This is a genomic window from Ruegeria sp. HKCCA5839, assembly GCF_013035585.1.
GTDB lineage: Bacteria > Pseudomonadota > Alphaproteobacteria > Rhodobacterales > Rhodobacteraceae > Ruegeria.
Genome location: NZ_WQIE01000001.1, coordinates 739,836 through 752,843, shown reverse-complemented (window position 1 = coordinate 752,843; position 13,008 = coordinate 739,836). Strand labels below are relative to the sequence as shown.

Below are 13,008 nucleotides of genomic sequence, written 5' to 3'. Positions count from 1 at the left end.
CTCACGAATTTGCCCGGTTTGCGATCAGGTCTTCGACAACGGACGGATCCGCCAGGGTGGATGTATCTCCCAAAGAGCCGAAATCGTTTTCCGCAATCTTGCGCAGGATACGACGCATGATCTTGCCCGAACGTGTTTTGGGCAGACCAGGCGCCCACTGGATCACATCCGGGCTGGCAATCGGTCCAATCTCGGTCCGCACCCAGGTGCGCAGTTCTTTCAGCAACTCATCCGAGGGATCACGGTCATTCATCAAAGTGACATAACAATAGATGCCTTGGCCTTTGATTTCATGCGGATATCCAACAACTGCGGCTTCGGCGACGGCGGCATGGGCGACCAGCGCACTTTCGACCTCGGCGGTGCCCATACGGTGGCCCGAGACGTTGATCACATCATCCACGCGCCCGGTGATCCAGTAATCGCCATCTTCATCGCGGCGGCAACCGTCGCCGGTAAAGTAATAGCCTTTGTAATCCGAGAAATAGGTTTTCTCGAACCGCTCATGATCGCCCCAGACGGTGCGCATCTGCCCGGGCCAGCTGTCCCTGATGCACAAAACGCCTTCAACCCCGTTGCCCTCAATTTCGACACCCGACTGAGGGTCCAGAACCACCGGTTCGATCCCAAAGAACGGTTTCATCGCAGATCCCGGTTTCATCGCATGGGCACCGGGCAGAGGGGTCATCAGGTGACCGCCGGTTTCGGTCTGCCACCAGGTGTCGACGATGGGGCATTTGCCCTTGCCGACAACCTCGTTGTACCAGTTCCAAGCTTCGGGATTGATCGGTTCACCCACGGTACCAAGGGTCCGCAGATCGCTTAGGTCGTGCTTTTCAACCCACTCGCCGCCCTGGCCCATAAGGGCCCGGATTGCGGTTGGGGCAGTGTAGAATTGGTTGACCTTGTGCTTGGCGCAGACCTCCCAGAACCGGCCCGCATCGGGATAGGTGGGCACACCCTCAAACATCAGCGTGGTCGCGCCATTGGCCAGCGGGCCATAGACGATATAGCTGTGCCCGGTCACCCAACCGACATCAGCTGTACACCAGTAGATGTCGCCATCATGGTAATCAAAGGTGATCTCATGGGTCATGGCGGCATAGACGATATACCCACCGGTGGTATGCACCACGCCCTTCGGCTGCCCGGTCGATCCCGAGGTATAAAGGATGAACAGCGGGTCTTCGGCGTTCATCTCGGCCGAGGCGCAATAATCATCAGCTTCCAGCGCCATTTCGTTATAGTCAAAGTCGCGCCCGTCGATCCAAGTGGTCTGACCCCCGGTACGCTTGACCACAAGACATTTTACTGTGTCGGGGCAATGCAGCAGGGCGGCGTCGGCGTTTGACTTCAACGGGGTCTTGCGACCCCCGCGCGGTGCCTCGTCCGCCGTAATGACAACCTTGGCATCACAGCCATTGACCCGCGCTGCCAGAGCGTCTGGCGAGAAACCGGCGAAGACAATGGAATGGATTGCACCGATCCGTGCACAGGCCAGCATTGCATAGGCGGCCTCGGGGATCATTGGCAGGTAAATGACAACACGATCGCCTTTGCGCACACCCATGGATTCCAGAATGTTGGCCATGCGGCAGGTGCGGCGGTGAAGCTCGGCATAGGTAATGTGCTGTGCGGCATCCGCTGGATCATCCGGCTCCCAGATGATCGCTGTCTGATCGCCGCGCGTCTCAAGATGGCGGTCCAGGCAATTGGCCGAGACGTTCAGCGTGCCGTCCGCGTACCAGTTGATCTTGACCGAACCGAAATCATAGTTGACGTCCTTGACCTGGCTGAACGGCTTGATCCAGTCGATCCGCTTGGCCTGCTCGGCCCAGAATGTATCAGGATCACTGATCGACGCCGCATACATATCGGCATATTTGTCCGCATCTACATGCGCACGCGCGACGGTTTCTGCAGATGGCGGATAGGTCTTGGCATCTGCCGGGGCAGCGGTAGTCATTGTTGAGGCTCCTCCCTCTTGGATTGGACTATGTCGGACCGATAATGCCTGCCGATCTGGCAATGTCGATCCTGTTCCTCCCACTTTGCATCATAGCTGGGATGGAAAATTATGGAATAAATTGCTGTAAAGCTTGGATTTGTTTGTAAAGAAGTTTTTGGATTTCACTGGATTTTGTAAACAAAGCTCAGCGCGACATAAAAATATCGTTATCAAACAATTAATAAACTGTAATTCGTCCAGGATCGAAAGCCAGCGCGCCCAAAACCTGTGATCGCTAACGTGTTTGGCCGGGTTTCATTCCCTGACGCGATCTGGGTGCCCAACCACATGACAGGATCGGCCGGAAAGCGGAGTCCGCTCTTCTTCGGTACAAAATAACCTTGGGGGAGTCGCGGCTTGCTTCGGCTGCGGCAGAGGATTCTCTAGATCAACGGTTTTTCTTCGCTGGTCCCTAGCAGGGAGCACATACCAGCACAGTATTCGGTGCAAGTTGGTTTAGAAGCTTCGCGTCGGCCGGTCAAAGATCCGCCGCCCCATAAGAGACGCTGCCAAGTCGACCATCAGTTTCGCGGTGCGCCCGCGTTCATCGAGGAACGGGTTCAACTCGACCAGATCCAAAGAGCAGACGAGTCTGCTTTCGTGCAGCAATTCCATCACCAGATGTGCCTCGCGCTCGGTGGCGCCTCCGGGCACCGTTGTACCGACCGCGGGCGCGATGGAAGGATCCAGAAAATCCACATCCAAGGACACGTGCAAAACCCCATTTGCAGCGCGAACCTTTTCGAGGAATGCCAGCAAAGGTGCCTTGATGCCATGTTCGTCAATGCTGCGCATATCGGCCAGCATCGCGTGATCTTTCTCAAGTGCTGCGCGTTCTTCGGGGTCGACAGAGCGCAAGCCGATCATTCCGACGCGGCTTGTTGGAACCGGGCTTGCCGGCGATGGAAAAGCATCAAAACCGGCTTGGCCGGTCACGTAGGCCACAGGTGTCCCGTGCAAATTGCCGCTGCCAGAGCTGGAGGGCGTGTGAAAATCGCTATGCGCGTCGAGCCACAATACAAAAAGGGGGCGCCCAATCCTGTCTGCGTGCTGTGCCATGCCAGACACCGTTCCCATAGAAAGGGCATGATCGCCCCCCAGAAATATGGGTACGCCCTGTTGCGCCGCGTCACAGGCCGCGCGGCAGAGCGCCTGGGTCCAGCCAACGCATTCCGGCAAAGCGAACAGATGATCGCTTTCTTCCATATCCACTTGGTCTGGCTGCGTGTCCCCCAGATCCGTGACGTTGTGCCCAAGATCAGCGAGGGCCTCAGCCAGGCCTGCCACGCGATACGCATCGGGCCCCATGCGGCACCCCTGACGGCGTTTCCCGGCATCCATCGGTGCGCCGACCAGAATGATGTTCTGCTTGTCCATACGTTCTTTTAGCCGCACAGGCCGGATTGCCAAAAGGGGGCAAAGTGAACAATAAGAAACTCAGCTTATCATTTTGGGAATACAGAGTGGACGAATTGGACAACAGGCTGCTGGCGGCTTTGCAACGGGATGCTCGGGCGTCGCTGTCAGAACTGGCCCAGTCATTGGGCGTAACGCGCACCACCATACGCAGCCGGTTGCAGCGCTTGAAACAGTCGGGTGAGATTGTGGGCTTTACGGTCCTGACCCGTCAAGGCGTTACGGAGAGCCCCGTGCGCGGACTGATGATGCTGGGGATCGAAGGGCGCGGCACGGAAAGGATCATGTCTCGCATCGCTGCGATGCAAGAAGTAAGGGCCGTGCATTCAACCAACGGCAGTTGGGATCTGATCGCCGAGATCGGCACCGAGACTTTGGCCGAACTGGACAAGGTTCTGTTTCAAATTCGTCGCATGGAAGGCGTGACGCGATCGGAAACCAACCTGTTGCTGTCAACGCGGACCGGACGGTCATGATCGACTGGGCACAGGCCTTTGATCTACAAGGGAACTGTGCAAAGTTGCGTGCGAAGTGCCGAAAAAGAGAACGGGGTGGCGAGGTCGAACTGGCAGACCCGTATGGCAAAAAGGGCAGGGGCAATGGCTGACCAAACCAGCGAACGGAACGCAACAGTCGCGCTCTGGATCCAGCGTGTGACCGGGCTTTTGGAAAAGCCCTGGGTCCGTATCATCATACCGGTTCTCGTCACAGGTATCGCCCTTGCGGTGCTGCACGATTTGTCTGCGCATGTGAAGTGGTCGGATGTCACATCAGATATCCGCGCCAAGCCGTGGACGATCATGGCATATGCTGTGTTTTGGACGGCATTCAGCTTTTTCTCGCTGTCGTTTTACGATGTCTTCGCTGTCAGAAGCGTGGCCGATGGCACCGTGCCTGCGCCTGTCGCCGGTTTGGCGGGGGCAAGCGGTTACGCTGTGTCCAATTGCCTGGGGTTTTCCTACATCACTGGAACGGCCATCCGCTATCGCATCTATGCCTCACTGGGTCTTGATCTGGAGCGCGTTGCGGGTGTGATCGCCACCTCATGGGTGGCGTTCTGGATGGGTCTGACCTTGATCATGGGGATATTGCTAACGCTTCATCCCGATGGGATTTCCAAGGTTCTGCCCATCAGTGACACGGCAGAGACGGTGATCGGGATTGCGTTGCTTCTTGGTCTTTTGTGTCTGTTTGTCTGGCTGTCCAAAGGCGGGCGACGTATTGGCTTGGGTGGGTTCGGGTTCAACCTTCCGGGCGGCAAGCTGGCCGGGATGCTGACTGTAGCGGCTTTGGGCGATGTCTTTGGCGCATCCATGGTGCTCTATGTGCTGATGCCCGATGATCTGGGCGTTGGTTTCCCGTATTTCTTCGCCATCTACGTGGCCGCTATTGCAGTGGGTATCGTCAGCCATGCGCCCGGCGGCATTGGCGTTTTCGAAGCGACACTTATTGCGGGTCTTGGTGCGTCTGGACGATCAGACGTGGTTGCAGCGCTGTTGCTTTACCGGCTGGTCTATACGTTCTTACCGTTTGCCGTCGCAACTCTGGGCATCGCACTGGCATCAGCTTTGACCCATAGGCAAAGGATCGGTGGCGCGGCAACATGGGTTTATCGCGCGATCCGGCCCATCGTACCGATGGTGGCCGCAGGCGTGGCAGCGGTGGCTGGGGTGATCCTGTTGGTTTCAGGAGCGTTACCCGCAGATTCTCAAAAACTTGGCGTGTTGCGCGACGTCCTGCCCTTGTCATTCGTCGAGGCGTCGCATCTGGCCGGAAGCGCGATTGGCGTGTTGCTGCTGCTGGTCTCTCGCGGCTTGTTCCGAAAGCTCTATCGCGCCTGGGTGGTGGCGATGCTGTTGATGGTTGCAGGGTTCTGCGCTTCGCTTGCCAAGGGGTTGGACACGCACGAAGCCATATCAATGCTGGTTACAATCGGCTTGCTGGCGATGTTTCGTGACGCCTTTTACCGTGTCAGCGGAGCGTCGATCTTTCGGCTCAACATCCCCTGGTTGGTCAGTGTCGTGGCTTTGCTGGCGGTGATCTTCTGGATTGGGCTCTTTGCCTATTCTCATGTCCAGTATCAGAATGCCTTGTGGTGGGATTTCGCCTGGAACGCGGATGCCTCGCGGTTCTTGCGATCGAGCCTTGTGGTGGCGGTGATCCTTGGCGTCGTGGCGGTGAACTCTCTGTTCGGTCGTGAAATCCCAGCGCCCAAGCGCACCGAGATCCCACCCGTGGTTGAACGGCTGGTGATGGAGAGTGAGGACACCGAAGCCCAGATATCCTTGACCGGCGACAAGCAGTTCCTGATCTCGGATGATGACAGCGCGTTTCTGGCCTATGCGGATACCGGCAATGCGCTGATCACCAAGGGGGAACCGGTGGGGGATGAGAAAGCAGGCCAACAACTGATCTGGCAACTGCGCGAAATGGCGGATCGGGAAGGCAAGCTTTGTGCTTTCTACAGCGTGTCGACCAAATACCTGCCAACTTTCCTGGATCTTGGGCTGTCGATCCTCAAGATCGGGGAAGTTGCCCGGGTGCCGCTGACCGACTTCTCATTGGATGGCAAGTCGCGCAAACGCTTCCGCCAAGCCAAGAACCGGGCCGAGCGAGAAGGGTACACGTTCGAGATCATCCCGAAAGAGGAGCTGGCACCGGTCTTGCCGGAACTACGCGCCATTTCCGATCATTGGCTGGCGAAGAAAGCCGGGGAAGAGAAAGGCTTTGCCCTCGGCGGGTTTGATGACGCTTATCTGTCTTACTTCGACCACGCGGTGTTGCGGGACGAGACGGGTAAGATCATGGCCTTTGCCAACCTGTTTCAAGGTGGCAACAAATCGGAATTGTCGCTGGATCTAATGCGGTACGAGCCCGAAAGCCCCAGCTTTGTCATGGACGCTCTGTTTGCCGAAATGATGACATGGGGGGCCGAGCAAGGGTTCCACTGGTTCTCATTGGGGGCAGCGCCGTTTTCGGGGATCGAGAACCGGCAACTGGCCTCGCTGTGGAACCGGATCGGCGGGTTTGTGTATGAGCATGGCGAGCAGTTCTATCACTTCGAAGGCCTGCGCAGTTTCAAGCAGAAGTTCGACCCGGAATGGAGCCCGAACTATCTGGCCAGCCCCGGTGGTCTGGCGGCGCCGCGCATCCTTTATGAGGTGAACATCCTCATTTCAGGAGGGTTGCGGGGCCTGACGAAATAGCGATCAGTTCAGACTGGCGCGGGTCGGATCCTGCTCCAACAGATCCCCCCAATCGGTGCGATAGGCCATTTCGGCCAGAACAGTCTCGGGCAGGAATTCCTGGCTTTGACGAATTTGCCACCCACCGCCCAGACCTTTGTAAATAGCCACCAGGTTGGACGACACCTGCTGTCGCGCCTCGATCAAGTTGGACTCAGATTGCAGCAGGGCGGTTTGGGTATTCAGAACACGAGAATAGCTGGCAATCCCGTCGCGATATTGGTCGACCGCAATCTCAGACGCGCGGCGCGAGGCTTCGACGCTGCGCTGATAGAACGTGACCTGCTTGCGCGCCTCAGAATAGGCGACCATCGCGCTTTCCACCTCGGAATAAGCCGACAGGACCGTGTTCTGATAATTGGCGATCAGCGCCTGATAGGCCGCGTCCTGCGCGCGGACATTGTTCTTGATGCGCCCATAGTTCAGCACGTTCCAGACCACGCCGGCACTGGCCAGCCCGGTGGAGCTGTTCGAGCTGAACAGGTTCTGACCACCCGACGCTTGCAGCCCGACCGCGCCCGACAGAATGAATTGCGGGTATAGATCCGCCAACGCGATGCCCACTTGCGCCGATTGGGTTGCTGCGGCCAGTTCCGCCGCGCGTACATCCGGTCTGCGGCGCAACAGCTCAGCTGGAACGCCGACTGCAACATTGGCTCTGGCGCTGGGGATGCGGCCCGAATTGCCCAACAGGCTGGTCATCCGCGACGGGGTTGTCCCCAGCAGCACCGCTAGCGCATTTTTGGCCTGCTGCAATTCGGTTTCCAACTGCGGCACGATGGCTTTGGTATTGTTCAAAAGGGCTGTGGATTCCTGCACGTCCAACTCGGTCGTCACCCCGTTGTTGAATCGCAGCTGGGTCAAATCCGCCGATTGCTGCTGCAGCGCGATATTCTCTCGGGCGACGCCCAGACCTTCTTGCAGGGACCTTATGTTGATATAAAGCGCTGCTACGTCACCGGTCAGCGTCACCAAGGCGTCATCGTAATTGGCAACCTGCAGCGCCAGGTTCGACCGCGCCGCCTGCACGCCGCGCCGCTGAGCCCCCCAGGCGTCCAGCTCCCATTGCGCGTCAAAGCCCACTTGCGAAGTCGAGAATTCCGTATCCAGAGGGACGATCTGCCGGATGTCGGAAATCGGCCCCAGATTGTCACTGATCTGACGCCGTTCTGCCGAAGCCCCCAACACTTGTGACTGCGGGTACAGCTCGCCAAAGGCGATACCCAGCTGCGCCCGGGCTTGCAAAACGCGCGCTCCGGCCACTTGCAGGCTCAGGTTCTGGGCATAAGCCTGGTTGATCAGCTTGTTGAGCGTCGGATCATTGAAAGTTTGCCACCACCGCACCACCGGCGCGCTGCGCGATGTGAGGCCATTGGCGCTGGCGTCCGGGCTGTTCACTTCGATCCACTGTTTCACCACCGGAGAATTCGGGCGCACGAAATCAGGCCCGACCGGCGTGCAGGCGACAAGGGTCGCGGCACAAAGCGCGGTGCCCAGCAGCTGGCGGAGTGTCATGGCGCGTCCCATCAGATATCCAGCGGTCGGATGAAGTTGGCGAAGGAATAAAGGCGGATGTTGATGCGCCTAAGGAACTCGAAACTCTTGCCCTGACCGGTATAGATCGCAACCGCCGCATGACCGCCGGCCGGGAAGATACGGTCTTCGGGCACATCCACGGTGATCTGCACCGCAATCCGACCCGGAAGTTCGGGCAGCTCAAAGCCGGGCAGGCGGCCCGAGGGCAGGTATTGCCCCTGACGGGTGGCCCACCAGATCGCCTCGACCTTGCCGGTCAGGATCTCACCGGGATAGAGGTCCAGCGCCACTTCAACCGGCTGACCAACCTCGACGAACTTCAGGTTCTGCTGTCGGAAAGTGGCCAGGATATAGGGATTATCTTCGGTCACAAAACTGGCGATCGCACCAAGGCGGATGTCACCGACAACCAACCCGGGCCGCGCCTGTTGCGAGACGATCATGCCGTTTTCAGGCGCATAGATCGTGGTGTTGTCGAGAAAATACTGGGCCTGATCCAGCTCGGCCTGTGCCTGGATGATGCCGGTATTCACCCCGTCGATCTGGGAATCCAGCGCCAGATTGGCTTTTTCCAGATTGGCCACCGCCTCTTTGATCAGCGCCTCATCTTCGGTGACCTGCTCGTTCCAGCGATCCAGCTCGTCCTGCCGCGCGCCGCCTGCGGGAACAAGGTTTTCATACCGCGCTTGCTGGGTCTGGGCATAAGCCAGTTGCGCCTGCGCCCGTTCCACTGCCTCGGCGGCTGCGATCACGTCTTGTTCTAGGATCTTGGCGTTTTGCTGAGCCCCCACCAGCTGCGCCTGGGCCTTCTTGACGGCCAGCGCATAGACGGTGTCGTCAAAGCGATAGAGCGGCTCGCCTTTGGTGACGATGGTGTTGGGTTCCACCAAAACCTCGGTCAAAAGCGTCGGCTGGGTCAGCTTGGGCAGGATCTGGATGGTCGAACGAACCACATGGCTGTCGGCCGAGAAGGGTTGAAAGAAGCGCAACGCGACCAGAAAGATCAACAGAAGATGCGCACCGACCCAGAACGAAACGATGCCCCAGGCCACGTTAAACTTCAGCCATTGCGCCTTGAAGAAAACAAACCAGACGAAAATGATGTAAAATAAGGTGATGCCGAGGGCGACAAACATGGTTTCAGAATTCCTTCGGCCTTAGCTTTTCTGTGTGCCGTCTGCGGTCGGCATATCCGAGTCGGTTTGCTCTTGGTATTCCGGCTTGATGTCGCCACCCAGTCGCGTGATCTCATCCCGGATGGCTTTTTTCTCTTCGTCCGGACCACGGCGCATATCGATGGTGACGCCATCATGGAAGGCCCAGATAAAGGCGTGGACCCAGGGGATAATGGCCAGAAATCCCATCCAACCCATGATTTTGACGGCTTCGGCATGGGGGTGATTACGCTTGATGGCGATGCGACCGGGCAAACCCATAATGAACAGGAACACCCCCATCACCGCCGCAAGCAACAGGATCAATGCCACAAATGTCAGGTAGTCATAATAGCCCAGGGGCTGCCCCAAAAGTCCCATGCCCGCCTCTCAGATTTGTAAGGTTGCTCTATCCTCAAACGGGCACAACCTGTCAGTCAATTACTTTATGGTGAATCTTTGCAAAGTAAGACGCCCCGCAAGTTGGACGGGGCGTCGGTCTGTTGTATTACGAGGTTTCAGCGGTTGCGTCAGGTTTGCTTTTGCTGCCTTTCAGCCACTCGCGCAGGCTTTGCATCAAGGCATAGAGCACCGGCACCACGATCACGCCTACCAGTGTTGCAGCGAGCATCCCGCCGAAGACAGCAACACCGATGGCCTTTTGGCTGGCCGCACCCGCACCGCTGGCGGCCAGCAGCGGAACCACGCCCAGCAGGAAGGACAGGGCGGTCATCATCACCGCGCGGAAACGTTGATATGCGGCCTCGGCTGCGGCCTCTTTGATCGACAGGCCTTTGGCGCGTTGTTCCATCGCAAACTCGACGATCAGAATGCCGTTCTTTGAGGCCAGCCCCACCAGCATGATCATCCCAATCTGCGTGTAGAGGTTGATGTCACTGCCCACGATTGCCACAGCCGCGACCGCTCCGAACAGGGCCACGACGACGGACAAAAGGATCGACACGGGCATCGACCAGCTTTCGTATTGCCCCACCAGGAACAAATAGCCGAACAGGATCGCGAGCCCCAGGATCACGATCACGAGCCCACCCGAGGCCAGCTGTTGCTGCGCGGTGCCTGTCCATTCAAAGGCATAGCCGGGGGGCAGTGCGGTGGCGGATTCCTCGGTCATCACAGTGATCGCATCGCCCGAGGACAGACCCGGTGCCGGGACCGCCGTGACAGTGGCCGACCGGAACAGGTTGTGTCGTTTCAGCAGAACCGGTCCCAACACGTTTTCGACATCGATTAGCGTACCCAGCGGTACCATCTCACCCTGTTGCGAACGGACATAGAGGTTTGCGATATCGTCGACAGTGTCGCGATAGCTGCCATCGGCCTGGATCATTACGCGATAGACGCGGCCAAAAAGGTTGAAGTCATTGACGTAATACGAACCCAGCTGCGCCTGCATGGTCTGGAAGATCTCGGCGACCGACACATCCAGCGTCTTGGCCTTTTCCCGATCCAGATCGACAAACAACTGCGGAACATTGGCGCGGAAAGTCGTATAGGCCTGACCGATCTCGGGTCTCTGGTTTGCCGCATAAACAAACGATCCCACAGCCGAGGCCAGATCCTGCGGCGTGCCACCGCCGGTCTGCTGCACCTCCATCTCAACCCCGGCAGACATGCCCAGGCCCTGAATGGGTGGCGGGTTGAAGGCCACGATGGACGCCGCAGATTCGCCATAGGCAATGGCCAGAACCTTGCCAAGGATCGCATTGGCGCTCAGGTCGTCCTCCTGCCTGTCGGCCCAGTTTTCCAGATTGACAAAGATCGCAGCGCCATTGGTGGTGGTGCCGTTCAACAGGGAAAACCCGTTGACCAGAACCGTGCTGGACACGCCCGGAATTTGGCGGATCTTTTCATCGACACGCGCGGTGACAGTTTCGGTCCTCTCCAACGTCGCGGCGTCGGGCAGTTGGATGTCGACAAACAGGTAACCGTTATCTTCGAGCGGTATGAACCCGGCTGAGGTGTTGGACATGATCGTCCCGGTGCCCAAACCCAAGCCTGCCACGATGGCCAGGGCTATGGCCGGGAAGACCAACAGCTTGCGGACAATCGCGACATAGCCATTGCGGACAGTGCCGATAAAGCTTTCGAACATGGCCAGCAGCCCCTTTGGGGGGCCAGACCGGGCGCGCAGAACCAAGCCGCACAAGGCGGGCGAAAGCGTCAGCGCGTTGATCGACGAGATCACAACAGCGGTCGAAATGGTCACGGCAAATTGCGAATAGAGCCTACCTGAGATGCCCGGCATAAAGGTTACCGGCACAAACACGGCCAGCAGAACAAGCGTGGTTGCGATGACCGGGCCTGTGATTTGCCCCATGGCTTTGCGGGTGGCCTCTGCCGGTGGCAAGCCCTCATCCGCAATGATCCGTTCGACGTTTTCAACAACAACAATCGCGTCGTCCACCACGATCCCAATGGCCAGCACAAGCGCAAACAATGAGATCGTGTTCAGCGACATTCCAAAGGCCAGCAGAAAGGCAAACGTGCCGATCAGCGAGACCGGAATGGCCACCGCCGGAATGATCGTTGCCCGCCAACTGCCCAGGAATACAAACACCACCGAGATCACGAGGACAAAAGTCAGGATCAAGGTCGAGACCACATCGTTCAGGGACGCTTCGACAAAGTCGGTGGTGTTGAAGGGAACTTCATATTCCACATCGCTTGGAAAGGCGCGGGACAGGCGTTCAAGCTCTGCCTGCACGCGATCAGATACGGCCAAGGCGTTCGCACCTGGCGCCTGATAGATCCCAATCACGGTTGCCGGAACCGCCTGGAAATAGCCCGAGGCAGAATAGAAGGCGGCCCCCAGCTCGACCCGCGCGATGTCGCGCACGCGGACAATCGCGCCTGCATCGCCTGTGCGAATGACGATATCGCCAAACTCTTCGGCGGATGTCAGGCGACCCTTGGACTTGATCGTATACTGAAAGGTCTGGCCCTCGGGCACTGGTGGTGAACCAATCGAGCCTGCAGAAACCTCGATATTCTGTTCCCGGATCGCATTGATCACATCACCCGGAGTGATCGACAAAGCAGCCATCTTGTCCGGATCCATCCAGATCCGCATGGCATATTCCAGATTGGTCAGAACATCCGCCTTGCCCACGCCTTGCACGCGCGCCAGCGCGTCGCGCAGGTTGATCGAGGCATAGTTTGACAGGAACACGCTGTCATAGGTGCCATTGGGCGAGGTCAAAGTGACCAGCATCAGCATGTTGGTCGAAGATTTCTGCGTCACCACGCCGGACGAGGTGACCTCGGTGGGCAGTGATGACATTGCCTGCGCAACGCGGTTCTGCACATTGACCGAGGCGATATCCGGGTCTGTGCCGACCTCGAACGTGACGTTCAGGGAATAGGACCCGTTGTCTGACGATGTGGACGTCATATAGATCATATCGTCCACACCATTGACCTGCGCCTCAATCGGGGCGGCCACGGTGTTTTCGACCGTTTCGGCATTGGCGCCGGTATAGGTGGTGGTCACGCTGACCACGGGCGGCGTGATATCAGGGAACTGCGCCACCGGCAGCACCATATAGCCGATACCGCCCATGATGGTCAGCACCAGCGAGATGACAAGCGCCAGCTTGGGCCGGCTGATGAACAGGGCAGAGAACATCAA

The 13,008-nt window shown here is 58.2% G+C and carries 8 protein-coding genes; 2 read left to right on the top strand and 6 right to left on the bottom strand.

All coding sequences use genetic code 11. The annotated features are described in order from the left end of the window. Nucleotide 1 precedes the first annotated feature (1 nt). A complete protein-coding gene (acs, locus tag GOV38_RS03655; RefSeq protein ID WP_171207656.1) occupies nucleotides 2-1,966 on the bottom strand; it encodes an acetate--CoA ligase in 1,965 nt (654 codons plus the stop codon). Nucleotides 1,967-2,464: 498 nt separating this feature from the next. Next, on the bottom strand, nucleotides 2,465-3,385 hold the full coding sequence (gene rocF / locus GOV38_RS03650; protein ID WP_171207655.1) for an arginase: 921 nt from the start codon (nucleotides 3,383-3,385) through the stop codon (nucleotides 2,465-2,467). Between the two features lie 86 nt (nucleotides 3,386-3,471). Between rocF and GOV38_RS03645 the strand changes: the two genes are divergently transcribed. Both GOV38_RS03645 and mprF read left to right on the top strand, forming a co-directional pair. Then, nucleotides 3,472-3,900, top strand: coding sequence for an Lrp/AsnC family transcriptional regulator (locus GOV38_RS03645; protein ID WP_171129094.1), 429 nt, complete (start codon nucleotides 3,472-3,474; stop codon nucleotides 3,898-3,900). A 123-nt stretch (nucleotides 3,901-4,023) separates the two neighbouring features. Then, complete coding sequence (gene mprF / locus GOV38_RS03640; RefSeq protein WP_171207654.1) at nucleotides 4,024-6,630, top strand: bifunctional lysylphosphatidylglycerol flippase/synthetase MprF; 2,607 nt, start codon at nucleotides 4,024-4,026, stop codon at nucleotides 6,628-6,630. A gap of 3 nt (nucleotides 6,631-6,633) precedes the next feature. Here mprF and GOV38_RS03635 read toward each other — a convergent pair whose 3' ends face one another. The 4 genes from GOV38_RS03635 to GOV38_RS03620 all read right to left on the bottom strand — a co-directional run bounded on the left by GOV38_RS03635 (nucleotide 6,634) and on the right by GOV38_RS03620 (nucleotide 13,005). Continuing rightward, the gene (locus GOV38_RS03635) at nucleotides 6,634-8,184 is read right to left on the bottom strand and encodes an efflux transporter outer membrane subunit (protein WP_171207653.1); all 1,551 of its coding nucleotides are present in this window, start codon (nucleotides 8,182-8,184) and stop codon (nucleotides 6,634-6,636) included. An 11-nt stretch (nucleotides 8,185-8,195) separates the two neighbouring features. Continuing rightward, a complete protein-coding gene (locus GOV38_RS03630) occupies nucleotides 8,196-9,341 on the bottom strand; it encodes an HlyD family secretion protein (RefSeq protein ID WP_171207652.1) in 1,146 nt (381 codons plus the stop codon). A gap of 21 nt (nucleotides 9,342-9,362) precedes the next feature. After that, nucleotides 9,363-9,740: a DUF3302 domain-containing protein gene (locus tag GOV38_RS03625; RefSeq protein ID WP_171207651.1), complete on the bottom strand. Its 378-nt coding sequence runs from the start codon at nucleotides 9,738-9,740 to the stop codon at nucleotides 9,363-9,365. 127 nt (nucleotides 9,741-9,867) lie between these two features. Next, nucleotides 9,868-13,005 carry an efflux RND transporter permease subunit gene (locus tag GOV38_RS03620; RefSeq protein WP_171207650.1) on the bottom strand — a complete coding sequence of 1,046 codons (3,138 nt, stop codon included), beginning with the start codon at nucleotides 13,003-13,005 and terminating at the stop codon, nucleotides 9,868-9,870. Nucleotides 13,006-13,008: the final 3 nt, after the last annotated feature.